The 19480-nt window shown below is 59.0% G+C and carries 23 protein-coding genes; 13 read left to right on the top strand and 10 right to left on the bottom strand.

The window, feature by feature from the left end; all coding sequences use genetic code 11:
* The 3 genes from ACIQ36_RS09015 to ACIQ36_RS09005 form a co-directional block, all read left to right on the top strand.
* A partial coding sequence (locus ACIQ36_RS09015; protein WP_395828404.1) for a type II toxin-antitoxin system VapC family toxin occupies nucleotides 1–338 on the top strand: 338 nt, incomplete at its 5' end.
* Nucleotides 339–346: 8 nt separating this feature from the next.
* Entirely contained in the window at nucleotides 347–1594 is a 1248-nt protein-coding gene (locus ACIQ36_RS09010; protein WP_395828402.1) for a lipoprotein-releasing ABC transporter permease subunit, read from the top strand.
* A complete protein-coding gene (locus tag ACIQ36_RS09005) occupies nucleotides 1587–2255 on the top strand; it encodes an ABC transporter ATP-binding protein (RefSeq protein ID WP_395828400.1) in 669 nt (222 codons plus the stop codon). Before ACIQ36_RS09010 ends, ACIQ36_RS09005 begins: the two co-directional genes overlap by 8 nt.
* On the opposite strand, the gene ACIQ36_RS09000 is transcribed toward ACIQ36_RS09005, so the two are convergent.
* The 6 genes from ACIQ36_RS09000 to ACIQ36_RS08975 all read right to left on the bottom strand — a co-directional run bounded on the left by ACIQ36_RS09000 (nucleotide 2221) and on the right by ACIQ36_RS08975 (nucleotide 5813).
* Nucleotides 2221–3108 carry an EamA family transporter gene (locus tag ACIQ36_RS09000; RefSeq protein WP_395828398.1) on the bottom strand — a complete coding sequence of 296 codons (888 nt, stop codon included), beginning with the start codon at nucleotides 3106–3108 and terminating at the stop codon, nucleotides 2221–2223. The genes ACIQ36_RS09005 and ACIQ36_RS09000 overlap by 35 nt on opposite strands.
* A gap of 148 nt (nucleotides 3109–3256) precedes the next feature.
* A complete protein-coding gene (locus ACIQ36_RS08995; protein WP_395828396.1) occupies nucleotides 3257–3697 on the bottom strand; it encodes a hypothetical protein in 441 nt (146 codons plus the stop codon).
* A 113-nt stretch (nucleotides 3698–3810) separates the two neighbouring features.
* Nucleotides 3811–4593, bottom strand: coding sequence for a flagellar type III secretion system pore protein FliP (fliP, locus tag ACIQ36_RS08990; RefSeq protein WP_395828394.1), 783 nt, complete (start codon nucleotides 4591–4593; stop codon nucleotides 3811–3813).
* A gap of 1 nt (nucleotide 4594) precedes the next feature.
* Entirely contained in the window at nucleotides 4595–4963 is a 369-nt protein-coding gene (locus ACIQ36_RS08985) for a FliO/MopB family protein (RefSeq protein ID WP_395828392.1), read from the bottom strand.
* Between the two features lie 2 nt (nucleotides 4964–4965).
* The gene (locus ACIQ36_RS08980; protein ID WP_395828390.1) at nucleotides 4966–5349 is read right to left on the bottom strand and encodes a hypothetical protein; all 384 of its coding nucleotides are present in this window, start codon (nucleotides 5347–5349) and stop codon (nucleotides 4966–4968) included.
* 35 nt (nucleotides 5350–5384) lie between these two features.
* Complete coding sequence (locus ACIQ36_RS08975; RefSeq protein WP_395828388.1) at nucleotides 5385–5813, bottom strand: EscU/YscU/HrcU family type III secretion system export apparatus switch protein; 429 nt, start codon at nucleotides 5811–5813, stop codon at nucleotides 5385–5387.
* A 95-nt stretch (nucleotides 5814–5908) separates the two neighbouring features.
* On the opposite strand from ACIQ36_RS08975, the gene flgB reads away from it, so the two are divergent.
* The 9 genes from flgB to alaS all read left to right on the top strand — a co-directional run bounded on the left by flgB (nucleotide 5909) and on the right by alaS (nucleotide 15050).
* Complete coding sequence (flgB, locus tag ACIQ36_RS08970; protein WP_395828386.1) at nucleotides 5909–6310, top strand: flagellar basal body rod protein FlgB; 402 nt, start codon at nucleotides 5909–5911, stop codon at nucleotides 6308–6310.
* Nucleotides 6311–6359: 49 nt separating this feature from the next.
* The gene (flgC, locus tag ACIQ36_RS08965; RefSeq protein ID WP_395828384.1) at nucleotides 6360–6773 is read left to right on the top strand and encodes a flagellar basal body rod protein FlgC; all 414 of its coding nucleotides are present in this window, start codon (nucleotides 6360–6362) and stop codon (nucleotides 6771–6773) included.
* A gap of 27 nt (nucleotides 6774–6800) precedes the next feature.
* The gene (fliE, locus tag ACIQ36_RS08960) at nucleotides 6801–7112 is read left to right on the top strand and encodes a flagellar hook-basal body complex protein FliE (protein ID WP_395828382.1); all 312 of its coding nucleotides are present in this window, start codon (nucleotides 6801–6803) and stop codon (nucleotides 7110–7112) included.
* 100 nt (nucleotides 7113–7212) lie between these two features.
* Nucleotides 7213–7479, top strand: a complete 267-nt coding sequence (fliQ, locus tag ACIQ36_RS08955) for a flagellar biosynthesis protein FliQ (RefSeq protein WP_395828380.1) — start codon at nucleotides 7213–7215, stop codon at nucleotides 7477–7479.
* 8 nt (nucleotides 7480–7487) lie between these two features.
* Entirely contained in the window at nucleotides 7488–8264 is a 777-nt protein-coding gene (gene fliR / locus ACIQ36_RS08950; RefSeq protein WP_395828378.1) for a flagellar biosynthetic protein FliR, read from the top strand.
* Entirely contained in the window at nucleotides 8261–9463 is a 1203-nt protein-coding gene (gene flhB / locus ACIQ36_RS08945; protein ID WP_395828376.1) for a flagellar biosynthesis protein FlhB, read from the top strand. The genes fliR and flhB overlap by 4 nt, the downstream gene beginning before the upstream one ends.
* 17 nt (nucleotides 9464–9480) lie before the next feature.
* The gene (locus ACIQ36_RS08940; RefSeq protein WP_395828374.1) at nucleotides 9481–11040 is read left to right on the top strand and encodes an ATP-binding protein; all 1560 of its coding nucleotides are present in this window, start codon (nucleotides 9481–9483) and stop codon (nucleotides 11038–11040) included.
* A gap of 140 nt (nucleotides 11041–11180) precedes the next feature.
* The gene (recA, locus tag ACIQ36_RS08935) at nucleotides 11181–12245 is read left to right on the top strand and encodes a recombinase RecA (RefSeq protein WP_395828372.1); all 1065 of its coding nucleotides are present in this window, start codon (nucleotides 11181–11183) and stop codon (nucleotides 12243–12245) included.
* Between the two features lie 156 nt (nucleotides 12246–12401).
* Nucleotides 12402–15050, top strand: a complete 2649-nt coding sequence (alaS, locus tag ACIQ36_RS08930) for an alanine--tRNA ligase (protein ID WP_395828370.1) — start codon at nucleotides 12402–12404, stop codon at nucleotides 15048–15050.
* Between the two features lie 87 nt (nucleotides 15051–15137).
* Here alaS and ACIQ36_RS08925 read toward each other — a convergent pair whose 3' ends face one another.
* Nucleotides 15138–15458, bottom strand: coding sequence for a hypothetical protein (locus ACIQ36_RS08925; protein ID WP_395828368.1), 321 nt, complete (start codon nucleotides 15456–15458; stop codon nucleotides 15138–15140).
* 253 nt (nucleotides 15459–15711) lie between these two features.
* Here ACIQ36_RS08925 and ACIQ36_RS08920 point away from each other — a divergent pair, with 253 nt between their 5' ends.
* Nucleotides 15712–16869, top strand: a complete 1158-nt coding sequence (locus tag ACIQ36_RS08920; RefSeq protein WP_395828366.1) for an iron-containing alcohol dehydrogenase — start codon at nucleotides 15712–15714, stop codon at nucleotides 16867–16869.
* On the opposite strand, the gene ACIQ36_RS08915 is transcribed toward ACIQ36_RS08920, so the two are convergent.
* Genes ACIQ36_RS08915 through ACIQ36_RS08905 form a run of 3 tightly spaced genes read right to left on the bottom strand, consistent with a single transcriptional unit; the run spans nucleotide 16866 to nucleotide 19398 of the window.
* Complete coding sequence (locus ACIQ36_RS08915) at nucleotides 16866–17738, bottom strand: ribokinase (RefSeq protein ID WP_395828364.1); 873 nt, start codon at nucleotides 17736–17738, stop codon at nucleotides 16866–16868. The genes ACIQ36_RS08920 and ACIQ36_RS08915 overlap by 4 nt on opposite strands.
* A gap of 8 nt (nucleotides 17739–17746) precedes the next feature.
* Nucleotides 17747–18688: a nucleoside hydrolase gene (locus ACIQ36_RS08910; RefSeq protein WP_395828362.1), complete on the bottom strand. Its 942-nt coding sequence runs from the start codon at nucleotides 18686–18688 to the stop codon at nucleotides 17747–17749.
* Nucleotides 18685–19398, bottom strand: a complete 714-nt coding sequence (locus ACIQ36_RS08905; RefSeq protein ID WP_395828361.1) for an alpha/beta fold hydrolase — start codon at nucleotides 19396–19398, stop codon at nucleotides 18685–18687. Before ACIQ36_RS08905 ends, ACIQ36_RS08910 begins: the two co-directional genes overlap by 4 nt.
* Nucleotides 19399–19480: the final 82 nt, after the last annotated feature.

The raw sequence follows: 19480 nt of genomic DNA, 5'->3' as shown, positions 1-19480 counted from the left end.
TTCGGGCTGTCGGTGAGGCCGCGATCTGCACCAGCATTGTCGTGGCGGCGGAGCTTCGCTATGGCTGTGCCCGGAAAGGGTCGCCCGCCTTGACGAACAAGGTCGAGGATATTTTAGGGGCGATTAGGGTTCTGCCGATCGGTGGTCCGGCCGATCGAGAATACGGTCGCATCCGCGCCGAATTGGAGGCGGTGGGGCGCAGTATCGGCCCGAACGATCTTCTGATTGCGGCCCACGCCTGCGCGCTCGGCGCAACGATGGTGACGGCGAACGTGGATGAATTTACACGGGTTGCGGGGCTACAGGTCGAAAACTGGCTTCAGCCCTTAGCGGATTAGGGAAGAAAATGATCTTTTCGGCATTTGAACGGCTTGTGGCCTTTCGCTACCTGCGGGCGCGGCGGCAGGAAGGGTTCATTTCGGTCATCGCCTGGTTCTCCCTGCTGGGAATCGCGCTGGGGGTGGCGACGCTCATCATCGTTATGGCGGTGATGAACGGGTTTCGCGCCGAACTCCTAGGGCGGATTTTGGGGCTGAACGGCCATATCACCATTAGTGCGCCGGGCGGGCAGGCGATCCCCGATGCTGATAAGCTGGTGGCGCGGCTGAAGGCGATGGACGGCGTGGTTTTCGCGGCCCCGATGGTTGAGGGGCAGGTCATGGTCAGCGCCAATGGCGTCGCCGGGGGTGCGCTGGTGCGCGGCATGACGCCGGAGGATCTGCGCGCGCGCCGCTTGATCGCCGACTCGGTGCGCCAGGGCAGTATCGAGGATATGGGCGACGATGGTGTATTGATCGGCAGCCGGATGGCCTATCGGCTCGGGTTGAAGCTCGGCGACGGTTTGACGGTACTGTCCCCGCGCGGGGAAAGCACAGCCTTCGGCTCGGTGCCGCGCATTAAGACCTACCGCATCGCCGGGATCTTTGAAGTCGGCATGTATGAGTATGATAATACCTATGTTTATGCGCCTTTGAGCGCGGCGCAGATTTTCTTCCGCCTACCCCAGGCCGTTTCGGGCATCGAGATTATGCTGACCGACCCGAACAAGGCGGCGGTGATGACCTATATGCTCTCCGGTCTGGTTCCGCCGGGGGTGCGCGCGGTCGATTGGCAGCAGGCAAATTCCAGCTTTTTCAATGCGATCCAGGTCGAACGGAATGTGATGTTCCTCATCCTCACGCTTATCATTCTGGTGGCGGCCTTCAACATTATCTCCTCGATGATTATGATGGTGAAGGATAAGGGCCGCGATATTGCCGTGCTGCGCACGATGGGGGCGACGCGCGGGATGATCCTGCGCATCTTTCTGCTGTCGGGGGCGAGCATCGGCATAATCGGCACGGGGGCGGGGCTGCTGATCGGCGTGCTGTTCTGCGAGAATATCGAGAGCATCCGCCAGTTTTTGCAAAACCTTACCGGCACGCAATTGTTCCAGGCGGAAATCTATTTCCTCTCCCGCTTGCCCGCCAAGATGGATGTGGGAGAAGTGTTGCAGGTGGTCACGATGGCCTTCAGCCTCAGCCTGCTCGCCACAATTTATCCGGCCCTGCGCGCAGCGCGGCTGAACCCGGTGGAGGCCTTGCGCTATGAGTAAGCCGGTTCTGGTGCTGCGCGGCGTCGAGCGCTCTTACGGCGAGCTTACCGTGCTGCGCAATGTGAATTTCACCCTGAACGCCGGGGAGATGGTGGGGCTCATCGCCCCCTCTGGCGCGGGGAAATCGACCTTACTGCATATGGCGGGGCTGCTGGACAGCCCGACCGCAGGCGATATTGAGGTGGACGGGCAGGCGAGCGCGAAGCTGAACGATACGGCGCGCACGGCCTTGCGCCGCCGCACGATCGGCTTTGTGTATCAGTTTCATCAGCTTTTGCCGGAGTTCTCGGCGCTGGAAAATATCGTGCTGCCGCAGATGATCGCGGGCGTCTCGCGCCGGGCGGCGGCGGTGCGGGCGACGGAATTGCTGACGATTGTTGGCCTGAAAGACCGGCTCAGCCATCGCCCCGGCAAGCTCTCCGGCGGGGAACAGCAGCGCGTCGCCATCGTCCGCGCTATCGCCAATCAGCCGAAACTTCTGCTGGCCGACGAACCAACCGGCAATCTCGATCCCACGACGGCCGAAGGCGTCTTCGCCGAACTTATGCGCCTCGTGCGCACTACCGGCCTCGCCGCCCTCATCGCTACCCATAATCTGGAGCTTGCCCGGCGAATGGACCGGGTGGTTACGCTGCGGGACGGAACGCTCGTGCCAGCTTAAGGCTCGGGCCGAGGATGGCGAGCCCCAGCCCGGTAAACACGAGACCGCAGGCAAACAGCGTCATCCCGTCGAGCTTTTCGCCCAGGAACAGCGCGGCGGAGAGCAGCCCGAAGATCGGCACGGCCAAGGCGAAAGGCGTGACCTTTGCCGCTGAATGCCGTTGCAGCAGCCAACTCCAGGCGGCGAAGGCGAGAATGGTCGACGGTCCGGCGACATAGAGCAGCGAGAGAACGGTCAGCGGCGTCGCCTGAGTGACGGAGGTCACAATTGCCTCCGGCCCTTCGATCAACAGCGACAGCACGAACAAGGGCAGGGGCGGCACGAGGCTGACCCAGGAAATCAACCGGAAGGCATCCTTACTCCCTGATTTTTTGGTGAGAATATTCGACACGGCCCAGCACATCGCCGCCAGAATCACCATGCCGAAGCCGATCAGGCTGGTTCCCAAGGGCAAATCCATCGCCAGCAAGGCAAGCCCGCCCGCCGAAATCAGCATGCCCAGCAAGGCAACAGGCGTCACCCGCTCCCCGAGCAGCACCGCCGCTGCGAGAATAGTGAAGAACACTTGGCTCTGCATCAGCAGCGACGCGAGCCCCGCGCCCATGCCGATCTTAATCGCGGTGAACAGCAGGCCGAACTTCACCACGCCGAGCGCAAGGCCGATTCCGATCACATAGCGCCACGCTACCGGCGGCCCACCGCGCAGAAACAGCAACGGCAGCGCGGCAATCGCAAAGCGCAGCCCGCAGAACAGCAGCGGCGGCATGCCCTCGAGACCAAGCTTAATGGTGACGAAGTTAAAGCCCCAAACGGCGGCGATCAATAAAGCAAGGGCAGAGTGGGCGAGCGGCATAGCGGGGACTCATCGGAGATAACACCCCTAACCCAAGCGCGCCCGATCCCCATTGTCCAGATGTGAATTGTCCGGGGTGCAATAAAGGCGGGGATCCTGTCCCCGCACCCGTGCCAAAGGGCAGCAGCCCTTTGGAAACGCGCTTAGTTTATTTACCCATATTTTCTGGATCACGATAAGCAGTAAAATGAAAAACAGTATTTTCTTGATTTTTGACTAAAGATTTATGAATATCTTTGCGCATCTCTCTAATAAGTAAATTTAAAAGCCTATCATGTTCTTGAAGAGATTTGTGAGAGGGTGGTTTTAAAGTTTCTTTTTGATGAAGAATCGCTGCGTCGTAAACCTGAATTGGTGCAACCAACATTAAATTGTGAACTGCATTGAAATATTTTTTTGAATTCTCTGGGGAAGCAGATTCATCTCCAACTGTCGCAGAGACAGCATCAATATATTCTTGATATTTAGAGAATTTTATTTTTCTCCAATTAGCCTCATGTTCTCGTTTTTTTGAGAAGATGAATGTAAGCCAGGCAGCAAGGAAAGCTGAAAAAACCGCCACAAAAGGACCTAGAATTGCGATTTCCATTTTATCCTCTTGGGCCGATTTATCGCTCTTTCCTGCCGTTGGGTGTAGTCGCACAAGCGAGGGCAGGTCCAGGAGCCGCCTTCGGCTCCTGGCGGGGGCGGGGCAGCGCCCCGCTACTCCCCGAAACTTCGCACCATACTGCCTGCAACCAGATACCAGCCGTCGACCAGCACGAAGAAAATCAGCTTGAACGGCAAGGAGATAATCACCGGCGGCAGCATCATCATCCCCATCGCCATCAGGATTGAGGCGACGACCATGTCGATGACGAGGAAGGGGATGAACAGCAGGAAGCCGATTTCAAAGGCGCGGCGCAGCTCGCTGATCATGAAGGCAGGGATCAGTACGCGCAGCGGCGTTTGTGCCGCCGTTTCGGTGGGCTGGGTCCGCGCGAGATCGAAGAAAAGCCGCAGGTCTTTTTCGCGCACGTGGCGGATCATGAAGGCATGAAACGGCTCAATCGTGCGGTCGAGCGCCTGGGCTTCGGTGATTTCTTCATTCATCAGCGGGCGCACGCCCTGGTTATAGGCGCGCTCGAAGGTCGGCTGCATGATGAAGCCGGTCAGGAACACGGCAAGCGCGACCATGACCGAGTTCGGCGGCGACTGCGGCATGCCGATAGCATTGCGCAGTAGCGAAAGGACGATAACGATGCGCGTGAAGGACGTCACCATCATCAGAATCGACGGCGCGAGACTGAGAACGGTGAGCACCGCCATCGTTTGAATGATGCGGCCCGTTGTGCTGCCGCCGCCGTCGCCGAGATCCAGCGTTAGGGCCTGGGCCATTGCGGGATCGGTCCACAGGAGGCCGAGCATAGTGATAAACGTTGCAAGGCCGTAAATAGCCCCCCATTTCGCGGCAATCGCGAGAGTCGACCCTTGAGTTCGGCGCATGCTAGGCCTCCCGGTCGGCGGCAAGAAATGGGTTCTTTCGGCCTTTATCGCTCGCGTCGCGCTCGGGGATCGGCGTCGGGGCTAGGGCTGCCGCAATGGGGACCGCGCCGGAGGACAGCAGCGTTTCATGGGCCGCGCCAAGCAAGATTAGGTGATCGGTTTCATCGTGGCGGACGAGGACGAGTTTGCGCTTTTGATCGAGCGGCATCACTTCGACGAGGGAAAGGCGGCGGCCTTTGCCACGAAAGCCCGTGGTGGTGCCAAGGCCCAAGCGTTTCGCGATCCAAACCGCGACCACGATCATCGCCAGAACCGCCAGCAAACCAACCACAAAGCGAATGTAGCCGTCATTCAAGACATCGGCACCCATACTTATCCCTCGCCCTGTTCGGGTTTACGGTAGGCCGAGATGGCCGAGCGGTGCTTGGCTTTAGCCTCAACTTGCTCGTGGGCAGCCCCTTCGGCCATACGCTCGCTGAGTTGGGTGCTGAGTTTTTCCAGCAGATCGGTCATGGCCCCCATCCGCTTCAAAACCGGATCGGCGGAAGGGCCGGTGATTTTGAGCGTCGCGGTACACAGGCGCTCGATTTCGTCATCAAGGCCTGCAAGGTCAACCGACCCTTCCTCTTGAAGCGTCGCAAGCGCCGCCTCCAGCGCGAGGATCACGCGGTTAAAGCCGTCGATGAGGGCTTTGGGATCGGGGCCGCGGGGCGGGGGCGCCTTCGGGGCGGGGGAACGGGCGGGAGGTTCGGTCACGGTCTCTCTCTGATCCAATTACCCGGCGCAGCGGCTTAATAACGATGAGGCGGCGAGGGGGGTGAGGCCTCGTCCAACTCCGCGATAGGCATTCCACCCAGTCGCGCATTGGCTTGATAAAGGTATCTTAGAATCTCCGCAACTGCCTCGAAACAATTGACGGGGATTGGACAATTTAATTCCACCGCCGAGAGCAGTTCGGCGAGATCGCGATCCTCACGCACTTTAACGCCGTTGGCGAAGGCGATTTCGAGAATTTTTTCCGCAATCGCGCCCCGGCCCGAGGCCACGACCTTCGGCAAGTCACCCTTCGTGTAATTGAGGGCAACGGCAATCTGGCGGCGCTTTTTACCCTCGGCAAAAGATTCCGACGGCGGTTCTTTAGGGGCGCTCATCGCGAAACATCCTTCATGCGGTAAGTCAGCTTTCAAAGCTAAAATACTGTAGACAAACGCTTTGACCAAGCATAAACCTAAATCTGAAAGCTGGCGTGGGGTTTGCTTGCTTAGGGTCCTGGCCTGAGGCAAAGTTTCCAAGGCTTCTGATGGGATGGTAGACGATGAGCGACGGCAAAACCAATCTGATGCAGTTGATGGCTAAGCGTATGGATTATCTGGGCGACCGGCATAAGGTGCTGGCCCAGAACGTCGCTAATGCCGATACGCCCAACTATCGCCCCAGCGATCTGCGCCAACAGAATTTTCAGAAGGCGATGCAGGAGGCGAATTCGCGCCAGCCGCTCGCCCTAACCCAACCCAATCATCTTCGTCCCATCAGCCCGCAGACCACTTTTGCGGTTGATAAGGATAAGAAGCCTTATGAAACCTCGCTGTCCAAGAATGGTGTGGTGCTCGAAGAGCAGATGATGAAGATGACGCAGAATCAGAGCGACTACACGCTGAATGCTGAACTTTATAATAAGTATACAGCCATGTCTAAAATGGTTCTGCGCGGCCAGTAATCGCGCTTAGCAGGTTTAGTCGTTAGGCGAGAGAAGAGGGTCTAAGTCCATGAATCTTAAAGATGCAATGCAGATTTCCGCCGCTGGGATGCGGGCTCAAGGTCAGCGGCTTCGGGTGATTTCGGAAAACCTCGCCAATGCCGATTCGACGGCGCAAACGCCCGGTGGCGAGCCCTATCGCCGCAAGATCATGACGTTTAAGAACGTGCTCGATCGGTCGATCAATGCCGATATGGTGCGCGTCAATAAGATCATGCCGGACAGTAAAGATTTCGAGCTGAAGTATGATCCCAGCCATCCGGCGGCGAATGCCGAAGGTTACGTGCTGCGCCCGAACGTGAATTCACTGGTCGAAATGTCCGACATGCGCGAAGCCCAGCGGTCTTACGAAGCCAATCTGTCGGTAATCGAAACCTCCAAGGCTATGCTGTCGCGGACCATTGGTCTGCTGCGCACCGCTTAATTCAATCGCCTTGAAAAGGGATAAGCCATGACCACGACCAATCCAGCTTCCGCCGCCGCTGCCTACGGCAGCACCGTCCGCGCTCTGCCGAGCCTTGAAAGCGCCGCTCGCCCGATGGGGCCGAATTTTTCGGAACTCGTCGAGAAGGCCGGTCGGTCAGCGCTCGATACCATGTACAAGGCCGAAGGCCAAACCGCGAAAGCCGCGACCGGGCAAGCAACGGATATTACCGAAGTCGTCACGGCGATTTCGAACGCCGAAGTGACGCTACAAACGGTTGTCGCGATCCGTGACCGCGTGGTTCAGGCGTACAACGAAATCATGCGTATGCCTATCTAACGCTTCGTAGCGTTTTTGCGGTTTTGGTTTGTTATGTCTGGCAAATGCATCATCGCTGGTGTTATCACCTGCTTGGTATTTGCTGTAAGGTCGCCGCACGATGAATGAGGCCAATACTCTCGAAGTCGCCCGGGAAGCCGTGCTGGTTCTGCTTCAGGTGTCGGGACCGATCATGGTAATTGCGCTCGTGGTCGGCCTCATCATTTCGCTGTTCCAGGCGCTTACCCAGATTCAAGAAATGACGCTGACCTTCGTTCCGAAGATCATCGTGGTCTTCATTGCGCTGCTGCTGCTGTTTCCGTTCATGCTGGCAACGATGCAGGGCTTCATGGAACGTTTGGTTGACCGCATCATCTCGCTCGGCTGAGCGCGGCGATGCGGCTGTTTGAAAACCTTCTGTTAAGCGAGCTTTTTGCGCTGGTGCTGGTGTTCGCGCGCATCGGCTCGGCGCTTATGGTGTTGCCGCTGTTCGGTGAGCAGAGTGTTCCCGCCCGCGCTCGCATATTGTTCGCCTTGGCGGTGACGATGACAATCACCCCATTTCTCACCCCCTCATTACCCACCTTGCCGCCCAGTGTTGGGGGGCTGATCATCTTGCTTGTGGGTGAGATTTTGATCGGTATTTTCCTGGCGCTTCTGGTGCGAATCTTATTTATCTCTCTGGAAGTCGCGGGTTCAGCCATCGTTTTTCAAATCGGCCTTTCGAGCGCCACTATTTTTAATCCTATGATTTCAGAACAAACCTCGGCGATTTCCACCTTTCTGGGGTTAATCGCCCTCGTTATCATGATGCAGACCGATATGCATCATATGCTCCTGCGCGGTATGGTGGATAGTTACGGCCTATTTTTACCGGGGCAGGGGATTGCGATGGGGGATGCTTCGGAATCGATTGTGCGGGTAGTCAGCCAAGCGTTTCGAATTGGTATCCAGATGACGGGGCCGTTTTTTATTGTCATGATGATGATTAACGTTGCTTTGGGTTTGCTTGCCCGTCTGATGCCCCAGTTGCAGGTATTTTTTCTGGCGCAACCTGTGCAAATTATTGTCGGTTTTATCCTTCTTATGATCACCCTGGTTTCGATTATGTATCTCTTCGTTGATACAATCGGAACGGCCATTCAGGGTATGATGTCGCCGGGGGTCCCATGAGCGAAGAAGATGATGCCTCTAAAACAGAAGAGCCTTCTGCTAAGAAACTGCAAGATGCGCGCGATCAAGGGAACGTTATTCAGTCAAAAGACGTTGTTAATTTTGCGATGCTGGGAGCTTCGGCACTGGTATTGACGTCTTTTGGTGCGATGATGAGTAATAAAGTAACTTTGATAGCAAGGGCATTTTTGGAGCGGTCGTGGGATATTCGGGTCGATGATGTAAATTTTACAATGATTATCGGCGAGCTTGTGCTTTCGTTAGCCGTTGCTTTGCTTGTTCCAATGGGGCTTTTGGCCGTTGTCGCTTTTTCTGCCTTTTATCTGCAATTTGGTTTGCTGTTTGCAACCAAATCTATCGAACCGAAATTAGATAAAATTGATCCTATAAAAGGGTTCGGTCGCCTATTTTCAATGCGCAATCTTGTGGAGTTTTTGAAGGGTATTGCAAAAATTATAGTGGTAGGTGCAGCTTCTGTTTTTCTGCTTTGGCCTGAAATGCATAGTATCGATCGGTTCGTTTTAACTGATGTTGGCGATATGTTATCGGAGTTAAATAAATTAGCTTTGAGCGTTATTTTTCTTGTAGTTGCTATTGTTGGGGTGATCGCGGGCGCGGATTACCTCTATCAGCGTTTTGCCTTCATGAAGCAAATGCGTATGTCCAAACACGACCTGAAGGAAGAGTTTAAGAACCAGGAAGGCGATCCGCACGTTAAAGCGCGCCTTCGGCAGATTCGAATGGAAAAAGCCAAGCAACGCATGATGGCTCAGGTTCCAGAAGCAACCGTGGTCGTGACCAACCCGACCCATTATGCCGTCGCTTTGAAATATGACGATGGGATGCCCGCGCCGAAAGTGGTTGCAAAAGGGGTTGATGCGGTCGCTTTGCGAATCCGTGAAGTTGCCAATGAAAATAGCGTGCCGATCGTTGAAAATCCGCCGTTGGCGCGCACCCTCTATGCCCTCGTCGATCTCGACAAGGAAATTCCGCCCGATACCTATAAGGCCGTGGCCGAGCTTATTTCCTTCGTTATGCGCCGCAATCAGCGCAGTGGCGGGCCGTCGCGTCCCCTTGCGGCAGGTATTATGGCGGCAACGGGAATCGGGGGAACGGTTGACCCGAGAGCATCAAACCCAGCCGCATTAAACCCGACAGGGCGGGGGCCGGGCGCGCCGCCCCCTCCGCCTAGCCGCTAGGGATGGGATTAGCCAAAATGGTTCGAGCTTGGTGGAAAGGGCGCGCGGCACTTCCCCAGCAACCGGTTGTTGTGCTGCCGCCGCTGCCGCTGCCGACGGTTTTTGTGGTGGATGGGATTATTCGTAGCGCGAACCCGGCCTTTCGGCGACTCTTGGGGGTGAACGATCCGGTGGATCGGCCGTTGTTTTCCTTTATCTCCGAGGGGCAGGAGGCCGTCGCGCAAGCTTTGGCGGGCGTGCAGACCGTCCCACCCCCCGTTGAGGTGGATCTGATTGCCGAGCCGGGCCGCGAGACCCGTTGTGCCGCCCGTCTTTATTTCGAACGCTGGTCGGCGGACGGCGGGCCGAGCGGCTGGCTTTTGCAAGCGGTCGATATTTCCGATCAAAAAGAGTTGGAAAACCGCATCGTCCAGTCGCAAAAAATGCAGGCCGTGGGGCAACTTGCCGGGGGTATCGCCCATGATTTCAATAATCTGCTGACGGCAATGATCGGCTATTGCGACTTGCTGCTGCAACGGCATCGGGCGGGGGATGCGTCTTTTGCCGATATTATGCAGATTAAGCAGAACGGCAATCGGGCGGCGGCGCTGGTCCGGCAACTCCTTGCATTCTCGCGTCAGCAAAAGCTTGAGGTTTCCCAGCTCGATATTTCGGATGTTTTGGCCGAACTCTCGCATTTATTGCGGCGTTTGATCGGGCAGGGAATCGAGTTGGAGTTGCATCATGGCCGCGACCTTGGCCTGGTCCGGGTTGATCCAGGGCAATTGGAACAGGTTATTATTAATCTCGCGGTCAACGCCCGCGACGCGATGCCCAACGGCGGGCGGCTGACGGTGGCGACCCAGGTCGAAACGGTCAAATTCGCCCGTCGGATGGGCCATGAAACGATGGCTCCTGGCAATTACGTGGCGATCTCTGTCACCGATACCGGCTCGGGCATGTCGCCGGACGTTCAGGCCCGCATTTTTGAGCCGTTTTTCACGACCAAACCGGTGGGTTCCGGCACGGGGCTCGGTCTTTCCACGGTCTATGGGATCGTTCGCCAGACCGGCGGCTTCGTGAAAGTCGATAGCACGATTGGTATCGGGACCACTTTTACGATCTATCTGCCGCAGATGGCCGCAGTAGAAGAGTCTGAATCGCCGAGTGATCGGCGCGATGCCGCGCCCCCCGATGTTCCATCGCCCGAGGTCGGATCGGGCGGGCGCGGGGCGATTCTGATTGTGGAGGACGAAGACCCGGTTCGCGCCTTTGCCGCCCGCACGCTGCGCAGCAAAGGTTATCATGTTACCGAGGCGCGTTCGGCCGAAGCGGCACTCGATCTTATTCGCGGCGGCTTGCCACGGCCCGATCTGTTGATTACCGACGTGGTGATGCCCGGTATGGATGGCCCAACGATGGTGCGGGAAATTTGGCTGACATTTCCCAATCTTCCCGTCATTTGCGTTTCCGGCCATGCCGATGGCGATTTGCGCGATCAGCTTAATGCGCTAGGCGAGATCACCTTCTTGCAAAAGCCCTTCAGTCTCAAGCAGTTAGCGGCAAAGGTCGCTGATCGAATGACGGCTCATTTTTAGGATATGTTCCAAGAACGTTCTTGAAACATGTGCTTGTTCCCGTTATAGTCTGGTCTTGGGCATCCCCTGGCCGATCAAGCCTTGGCCTAGCCTGCGTTGCATCGCCGTGATGGCTGTGAAATAACCGGGAGGCACTCGTCATGACCGTCGCGCAACTGCGCCTTATCGATAAAGATAGCATGGATAAGAACAAGGCTTTGGAAGCCGCCCTCGGGCAAATCGAACGGGCCTTTGGTAAAGGCTCCATCATGAAACTGGGTCAGCGCGACGCTTCGGTGGATACCGAAGTGATCTCGACCGGCTCTTTAGGGCTCGATATTGCCCTGGGGATCGGCGGGTTGCCGCGCGGGCGCATTATCGAAATCTATGGGCCGGAAAGCTCGGGGAAGACCACCCTTGCGCTACACGTGATCGCTGAAGCGCAAAAGGCGGGCGGCACCTGTGCCTTTGTTGATGCCGAACACGCGCTCGACCCCAGCTACGCCCGCAAGCTCGGCGTGAATATCGATGAACTGCTGATCTCTCAGCCCGACGCGGGGGAGCAGGCGCTTGAAATCGCCGATACGCTCGTCCGCTCTGGCGCGATTGACGTGCTGGTCATCGATAGCGTCGCGGCCCTGGTGCCGCGCGCCGAGCTTGAAGGCGAGATGGGTGATACGCACGTTGGCCTGCAGGCGCGGCTGATGAGCCAAGCCCTGCGCAAGCTGACGGGCACTATCTCCAAATCGCGCTGCATGGTGATCTTCATCAATCAGATTCGCCAGAAGATCGGCGTGATGTTCGGCAATCCCGAAACCACGACGGGCGGCAATGCGCTGAAGTTCTACGCCTCGATCCGCCTCGATATTCGCCGCATTGGCGCGATCAAGGACCGGGAAACCGCAACGGGGAATCAAACCCGCGTGAAAGTGGTGAAGAATAAGATGGCGCCGCCGTTCCGCGTGGTTGAGTTCGACATTATGTACGGCGAAGGCATTTCGAAGGTTGGTGAATTGATCGACCTTGGCGTGAAGGCCGGGGTGGTCGAAAAATCCGGGGCCTGGTTCTCCCACGAAGGCCAGCGTGTGGGCCAGGGGCGCGAAAACGCCAAGGTGTTTATGCGCGAAAATCCGGCCATCGCCGATAAGGTGGAGCAAGCCATTCGCGACAATGCCAAGGGCGTGGCCGACGCGATGATGGGCGCACCCGATACGTCGGGCGATTAGGGCTTTGAAGCGGCTGCGGTGGGGAAATGCTTCCAACCGCAGCCGTTTTAGTCACTGCCATGGACAAGGTCGCCTTGGCCGCGCTACAACGCAAGCCCCTGCGTGTGAGTGAGAACGGAACGGCGCGTTAAGCCCTGGACCGTCAACGGGAAGGCCATGCAAAGCACTAACGAAGTTCGCGCTAAATTTCTCTCCTATTTCGGTAGCCAAGGCCATGCGGTCGTGGAATCGAGTCCGTTGGTGCCGCGGAACGATCCCACATTGCTGTTTGCCAGCGCCGGGATGGTTCAGTTCAAGAATCTGTTCACCGGAACGGAAAAGCGCGATTACGTGCGCGCCACCACCGCTCAAAAATGCTTGCGCGCGGGTGGTAAGCATAATGACCTTGAGAACGTCGGCTATACGGCCCGTCACCATACGTTCTTCGAAATGCTCGGCAATTTCTCCTTCGGCGATTATTTCAAAGAACGGGCAATCGAGCTTGCCTGGAACACGGTGACGCGCGAGTTTGGCCTCGATGCCAAGCGCTTGCTCGTGACCGTCTACCATGATGATGACGAGGCTCACGGCCTTTGGAAGAAGATTGCCGGCCTTAGCGATGACCGGATCATTCGAATCGCTACCAGCGATAACTTCTGGTCGGCGGGTGATACGGGTCCCTGTGGTCCCTGTTCGGAAATCTTCTTCGATCATGGCGATAAGGTTTGGGGCGGCCCGCCCGGCAGCGCCGATCAAGATGGCGACCGTTTCATCGAAATCTGGAACCTCGTGTTCATGCAGTTCGAGCAGCAGGGCGATGGAACGCGCCTGCCGCTACCGCGCCCCTCGATCGATACCGGCATGGGGTTGGAGCGCGTCACGGCGGTGCTCCAGGGTAAGCACGATAACTACGATATCGACCTGATGCGCGCGCTGATCGAAGCTTCGGCCCAAGCCGCCAACTCCGATCCCGACGGCCCGCATAAGATTTCCCACCGGGTCATTGCCGACCATTTGCGCGCCTCCTGCTTCCTAATGGCCGATGGCGTGCTGCCGTCCAATGAAGGGCGCGGCTATGTGCTGCGCCGGATCATGCGCCGGGCGATGCGCCATGCGCACATGATCGGCTGTCGCGATCCGCACCTGTGGCGTCTGGTTCCGGCCCTGCAAAAGCAAATGGGCGACCATTACCCGGAACTCAATCGCGCCAGCGCGCTGATGACCGAGACATTGAAGCTGGAAGAAACCCGCTTTAAAGCCATGCTCGAGCGTGGCTTGAAGCTGTTGGAAGATGAAACCCATAAGCTCGGCGAGGGCCAGGCGCTTGCGGGTGATGTGGCTTTTACGCTTTACGATACCTTCGGTTTCCCGCTCGATCTGACTCAGGACGTGCTGCGCGGTCAGGGCCGAACGGTCGACACCCTCGGGTTCGAAGCCTCTATGCAGGCCCAGCGCGCCAAGGCGCGAGCCGCGTGGTCCGGCTCGGGCGAGGCTGCGACCGATAAGCTTTGGTTCGAGTTGCGCGATACCCATGGCGCGACGGATTTTCTGGGGTATGCCACCGATTCGGCGGAAGCGCAGATTCTGGCGATTATTGCCGACGGCACGTCGGTGAAGACGGCCGCCGAGGGCAGCACGATTGCCGTTATTGTCAATCAAACGCCCTTCTACGGCGAATCCGGCGGCCAGCAGGGCGATCAGGGCGTCATCCAGACCCCGGCGGGGGTGCGCGTGCGCATCAACGATACGCAAAAGCGCGTCGGCGACCTGTGGGTGCATCTCGGCACGGTCGAGGCGGGAAGCCTGTCGGTCGGCGATGGGGTAACGCTCACCGTTGCGGCCGAGCGCCGCGACCAGTTGCGCGCCAATCATTCGGCCACGCATTTGCTGCATGAAGCTTTGCGCCGTCGCTTGGGCGATCATGTCACCCAAAAGGGCTCGCTGGTTGCGGCCGAACGCCTGCGCTTCGATATCAGCCATCCGAAGCCCTTGTCGGCGGAGGAAGTGCAGGATGTTGAGCGCGAGGTGAACGCGCGTATTCGTCTGAATACCGACGTGAACACGCGCCTGATGACGCCGGATGACGCCGTGGCCGAAGGCGCGCTGGCGCTGTTCGGCGAAAAATACGGCGATGAGGTCCGCGTTGTGACCATGGGCGCGGATAGCAGCCGCTTTTCAGTCGAACTGTGTGGCGGCACCCACGTGCGGCGCACGGGCGATATCGGCGCGTTCAAGATTGTCGGTGAAAACGCGGTCGCCGCAGGCGTTCGGCGGATCGAGGCGATTACGGGTCAAGCCGTGCTCGATCATCTCGCTCAGCAGGAAGCCACTTTGGCGGCTGCGGCGGGAAGCTTAAAGACCACGGCAACCGAGCTTCCGGCGCGCGTTGCAGCCCTCGTCGAGGAGCGGCGGCGGTTGGAGCGGGAACTATTGGAAGCCCGTAAAGCTTTGGCCACAGGCGGCACGGGTGCGGCGGCAGCGGTTGAAACCATTGCGGGGATCGCTTTTATCGCCCGCCGGGCCGATGGGGTTCCGGCGCGCGAATTGAAAGGCATGGTCGATCAACTGAAGCAAGATATGGCTGATGGCGTCGTCATCGTCGCGGCGGCGGACGACGGAAAGGTTTCGCTGGTCATTGGCGTTACCGAGGCTCTCTCAAAGCGCCTCAGCGCGGTCGATCTTGTCCGGGTCGGGGCAGAAGCTTTGGGCGGGAAGGGCGGCGGTGGTCGTCCTGACATGGCCCAAGCGGGCGGTGCTGACCCCGCTTTGATTGAGGCTGCTTTTGCTGCAGTGCGGAATCATCTGGTCTCGGCATCCGTTGCCTGAGGCTAAATAAAAAGGGGAGGATGTTAACATCCTCCCCTTTTTTAGATGGGCTATTTACCGCGTGGCGACCCTGGGTCGCCGATGCGATTACCCTTCGGCGGAAAGCTCGCGGATCGCTTGAAGCTGATTGAAAATTTGCGAAACGGGCAGTGCACTCAGGCTACTGGAAAGATTATTGAGGCTGGCTGCCAAATTGCGGGTTTCTTCCTCCATCCGGGCCGACGCTTCCCGCAACCGTGCGGCACCTTGTCGCATCGCCTGGGTCGAGGCGGCGGAGGCGGCAGCGGAGGCGCGCAGTCGGGCAATCGTTGCCGAGAGGTTGACGCGGCGATGACGAATGGGATCGTTATTATCATTGGCAACGACACGCTTCAGTCGAAAATCGACCCGAATGATTTCAGCGTTCATCGTCTTGTTCCACTTCTCTGTAAAACGGCCCGACGAAGGGAGGAGAACTAAGGTAAAGGTCGCTGCAAATGCGAACTAGAGCAAGGAAAAAGTTTACCCTTCTTTTAGATTAATTTATTTTCCTTTAAATTCAGGGGCTTTGGGAAAGACGCCAGATAATCATATGAAGATAGGCTAGTTAGCACCTGCAACATAACAACTCTCGGCGAATCGACCGGGGCTGTCAACACAAGGCTAAACGGGGGAGGGGAAAATGTTCAGCGTAATGACACCACAATTGGTGCTAATGGGCGGCGGCGCACGCCGGGAAACTGCGACGGTGCTGGCCCGATTGGGGATTCGGCACCCGCTGATTGTGACCGATAAGTTTCTGGTTCAGACGGGGGTCGTTGGCGAGATCGAAGCTGTGCTGCGGGCAGCCGGATTGAGCGTGGGTATTTTTGACGAAACGGTGCCGGACCCAACGGTCCGTGTGATTGAAGCGGGCGTTGCGCGCCTGCAAGCCGAGCCTTTCGATGGGCTTTTGGCAATCGGCGGCGGCAGCCCGATGGATACGGCCAAGGCGATGGCCGTTTTGGCCAAGGGCGGCGGCGCGATGCGCGATTACAAAGTGCCTGCCAGCGCCGATCAGGCCGATCTGCCGGTGATCTGCATTCCGACCACCGCCGGGACGGGCTCGGAAGTAACGCGCTTTGCCGTGATTACGGACGAGGCGACGGACGAGAAAATGCTCATTATGGGCCTCGCCTGTCTGCCGCGCGCAGCAATTGTCGATTACGAACTGACGCTGACCAAGCCGCTGCGCCTCACTGCCGATACTGGCATCGATGCGCTGACCCACGCGATTGAAGCCTATGTGAGTCGCAAGGCCACACCGCTTAGCGATGTTTATGCGCTGGAAGCGATGCGGCTGATTTATCCGAACTTGCGCACGGCCTGCTTCGAGCCCGGCAATCATGCCGCCCGCGAAGCGATGATGCGCGGGGCGACCTTGGCGGGGCTGGCCTTCTCCAATGCCTCCGTCGCGCTGGTCCACGGTATGAGCCGCCCGATTGGGGCGTTCTTCCATGTGCCGCACGGTCTTTCGAACGCCATGCTGCTGCCCGCCGTCACGGCTTTCTCGGCCCCCGCAGCCCTGGAGCGCTATGGGACGGTCGCGCGCACGCTCGGCCTGGCCTCGGCAGAGGAAGGCGATCAGGCGGCGGTCTCGGCGCTTCTGGACGCGCTGTCGGCCCTTAACCGCGATCTGACGGTACCGACGCCCGAAGCCTATGGCATTGATGAGGCGCGCTACATGGGGTTGATGGAGCGGATGGCCGAACAGGCGCTCGCGTCGGGCTCGCCCGGCAATAATCCGCGCGTGCCGACAGCGGACGAAATCGTGACCCTCTACCGCGCGGCCTATCGTTAACCCAAGAAGGCTTCGATCTGGGGGCGCGTGGCGAAACTCGGCTGCGCGCCCTCCGCTAAACAGGCCAGTGTTCCGGCGGCAAGCGCAAAGCGTAGGGCTTCGGCAGGATGAAGGCCATGGCTGAGAGCTGCGACCAACGCGCCAACGCTCGCATCGCCCGCGCCGGTGGTATCGACGGGCGTAATATGAACGGCGGGAACGGAGTAAAGATGCACGCCGAAGCGGGCAATCGCGCCGTCGCCCCCAAGGGTAATAACGATATCGCCGGGCCAGTCCCGTAAGGCTTCCTCGGGCTGCGCTGTGCCGGTGAGGGCGGCAGCTTCCCCTTCGTTGACGACGAGCAGATCGACAAGATCGACGAGATCGGTCGGCAGATCAGGCGGGACGGGGGCGAGGTTCCAGACCACACGCGCGCCGTGGCTCTTGGCGGTGCGCGCGGCCCGAAGGGTTTCGGCGAACGGCAGTTCGCCCTGCAACAGCAGAATATCCTGTTCGCCCAAAGGTGGCAGCCAGTCGGCGAAAACCGCGCCATTTGCCCCCGGTGCGACCAGAATCTGATTTTCCGCTGTTTGCGTATCGACGGCAATCAGGGCGATGCCGGTTGCCGTTTCGGGCACGCTGCGCACCCCCGCAAGATCGACGCCGCCTTCTCGCAACAGGGACAGGGCCGGACCCGCAAAACTATCGCCGCCAACCGCCCCGAAAAGCCGCACGCTTCCGCCCGCGCGTTGAGCGGCGAGGGCTTGATTCGCGCCTTTCCCCCCGGGATGGGCTGCAAAAGCGCCGCCAAGCACGGTTTCGCCCGGCGCGGGCAGGTGCGGGGCGCGCACGACGAGGTCGAGATTGATGGAGCCGAAGACGGTAATCATCGCGGGGCCTATTTGAAGCGCAGCAGGCGGTCGCACAGGCGGGCGAAGAACCCGTCGGCGTCGATTTCGGTTAGGATCAGCGCCTGCGGCAGGGGCGGCTTTGCGACACCCCACCAGTCGGCAGTCAGGCGGCCCTCGTTCGGGCCGGGCAGCACATCAACGCCAACGCCGCCGCGCTGGCCGCGCATTAGATCGGGCCAGAGGATATGGCCGATGACGCAAGGATCGTGCAGGGGTGGGCCGTCGCTGTCGGCGTGGCGGCCTTTGCGGCCATAGGCGGCCATCATCGACAGAACCGTGCGGGCTACCTCGGTTTCGACGCCGACTAAGGGTTTGAGCCGCGCTGGGCTGGCTTCCGCCTGCCAAGTGAGATCGAGCGGAATAATCTCTAAGGGCACGCCGCTGCGGCACACAATCTGGGCCGCGTGCGGATCGGTGAGAAAATTGAATTCGGCGGCAGGGGTTGCATTGCCCTGGGCCACACCGCCGCCCATGACGACGATACGGGCGATGGATGCTGCACTATCGGGCGCTTGGATCAAGGCGGCGGCGAGGTTCGTGAGCGGCCCTGTGCAGGCGAGGATAATCTCGCCGGGGGCGGCGGTGCGCAGGTGGCGGATGAGGGCGGGAACGGCGTGCTCGTCTGAAACCGGCGCGCGCGGCGGCGGCAGATGTTCCGCGCCCTTCAGGCCTGACTCGCCGTGGATATGGGCTGCCGTTTCGAGGCGGCGGAACAGCGGGGCCGGGCAGCCGGGATGGATCGGCACGGACGCTCCGGCGAGATCAACCAGCAGGCGCGTGTTCTTAACCGTTTGCTCTAGCCCAACATTACCCGCCGCAACCGTAATCCCGAGAATATCGAGTTCCGGGCTGGCGAAGGCGAGCAGCAGGGCGATGGCGTCATCAAGCCCCGGATCGCAGTCGATGATAATTTTCTGTCGCACTGTCATGCCCCGGTTTCCTCTAAGAAGAATTGCTCGAACAGGGCATTTACCTGATCCGGCTGCTCCAGCGTTGCGAGATGCCCGCAGTTTTCAAGGACTTCGAGCCGTGCGTTCGGAAGGCCTGCGGCGATTTCTTCGGCCCGTTCCGGCGGCGTCAGCGCGTCCTCGCGGCCTACGATGACGAGGGCGGGGCAGGCGAAATTCGGCAGGTCCGGCACGCTGTCGGCGCGGGTCAAAATGGCGTTCTGCTGGCGCAAAAACCCATCGCGGTCAATGCGTTGCGCCATACCGACGATTGTTTCAACTAAGGCGGCGTCGTTCAGCCGGTCCGGGTGAATGAGTAACGGGAGCAAACGGGGCGTAACCCCTTTGAAACGCCCGACTTTCGCCATGCGCATCAGCGCCATTCGGCGTTCGCGCTGCTCCTCGGTATCCGGGCGGGCGGAGGTATCGAGCAAGGCTGCGCGGGTGACGCGCTCTTTAGCCTGCCGCAGCACTTCGAGCGCGAGATAGCCGCCCATCGAAAGGCCCGCGAGAGCGAAGCGCGGCGGGGCATCGGCCAGCAGGCGCGCGGCCATTCCGGCAATCGTATCGTCTTTCGTTGTATCGGCAACGCGCATCGCAACCCGCCCGGCGAGGGCTAGGCTTTGGGGCCGCCACAGGTTTTCATCGCACAAGAGCCCAGGACAAAAAATGAGTTCAGGCAGATCGGACACGGAGCCTCTCAGTCGCAACTTTATCGCGCTTTACCCTAACGAAGCCCCTCGTCCGTGCCAATCTTAACAGAATCACGGCTGA

Source organism: Elstera sp. (assembly GCF_044372965.1).
Taxonomy (GTDB): Bacteria; Pseudomonadota; Alphaproteobacteria; order Elsterales; family Elsteraceae; genus Elstera.
Note: the sequence above shows the minus strand (reverse complement) of the source record. Positions and strands in the feature narration are given on the sequence as shown.

What these genes read in the sequence shown, in the direction of transcription:
- alaS (WP_395828370.1), top strand. Translation starts at nt 12,402, where the DNA reads ATGCAAAGCACTAACGAAGTTCGCGCTAAATTTCTCTCCTATTTCGGT.
- ACIQ36_RS08910 (WP_395828362.1), bottom strand. Translation starts at nt 18,688, where the DNA reads ATGACAGTGCGACAGAAAATTATCATCGACTGCGATCCGGGGCTTGAT.
- ACIQ36_RS08925 (WP_395828368.1), bottom strand. Translation starts at nt 15,458, where the DNA reads ATGAACGCTGAAATCATTCGGGTCGATTTTCGACTGAAGCGTGTCGTT.
- ACIQ36_RS08995 (WP_395828396.1), bottom strand. Translation starts at nt 3,697, where the DNA reads ATGGAAATCGCAATTCTAGGTCCTTTTGTGGCGGTTTTTTCAGCTTTC.
- fliP (WP_395828394.1), bottom strand. Translation starts at nt 4,593, where the DNA reads ATGCGCCGAACTCAAGGGTCGACTCTCGCGATTGCCGCGAAATGGGGG.
- ACIQ36_RS09005 (WP_395828400.1), top strand. Translation starts at nt 1,587, where the DNA reads ATGAGTAAGCCGGTTCTGGTGCTGCGCGGCGTCGAGCGCTCTTACGGC.
- flgB (WP_395828386.1), top strand. Translation starts at nt 5,909, where the DNA reads ATGAGCGACGGCAAAACCAATCTGATGCAGTTGATGGCTAAGCGTATG.
- ACIQ36_RS08915 (WP_395828364.1), bottom strand. Translation starts at nt 17,738, where the DNA reads ATGATTACCGTCTTCGGCTCCATCAATCTCGACCTCGTCGTGCGCGCC.
- fliR (WP_395828378.1), top strand. Translation starts at nt 7,488, where the DNA reads ATGCGGCTGTTTGAAAACCTTCTGTTAAGCGAGCTTTTTGCGCTGGTG.
- ACIQ36_RS08940 (WP_395828374.1), top strand. Translation starts at nt 9,481, where the DNA reads ATGGTTCGAGCTTGGTGGAAAGGGCGCGCGGCACTTCCCCAGCAACCG.
- ACIQ36_RS09010 (WP_395828402.1), top strand. Translation starts at nt 347, where the DNA reads ATGATCTTTTCGGCATTTGAACGGCTTGTGGCCTTTCGCTACCTGCGG.
- fliE (WP_395828382.1), top strand. Translation starts at nt 6,801, where the DNA reads ATGACCACGACCAATCCAGCTTCCGCCGCCGCTGCCTACGGCAGCACC.
- ACIQ36_RS08985 (WP_395828392.1), bottom strand. Translation starts at nt 4,963, where the DNA reads ATGGGTGCCGATGTCTTGAATGACGGCTACATTCGCTTTGTGGTTGGT.
- ACIQ36_RS08920 (WP_395828366.1), top strand. Translation starts at nt 15,712, where the DNA reads ATGTTCAGCGTAATGACACCACAATTGGTGCTAATGGGCGGCGGCGCA.
- fliQ (WP_395828380.1), top strand. Translation starts at nt 7,213, where the DNA reads ATGAATGAGGCCAATACTCTCGAAGTCGCCCGGGAAGCCGTGCTGGTT.
- flhB (WP_395828376.1), top strand. Translation starts at nt 8,261, where the DNA reads ATGAGCGAAGAAGATGATGCCTCTAAAACAGAAGAGCCTTCTGCTAAG.
- flgC (WP_395828384.1), top strand. Translation starts at nt 6,360, where the DNA reads ATGAATCTTAAAGATGCAATGCAGATTTCCGCCGCTGGGATGCGGGCT.
- ACIQ36_RS09000 (WP_395828398.1), bottom strand. Translation starts at nt 3,108, where the DNA reads ATGCCGCTCGCCCACTCTGCCCTTGCTTTATTGATCGCCGCCGTTTGG.
- recA (WP_395828372.1), top strand. Translation starts at nt 11,181, where the DNA reads ATGACCGTCGCGCAACTGCGCCTTATCGATAAAGATAGCATGGATAAG.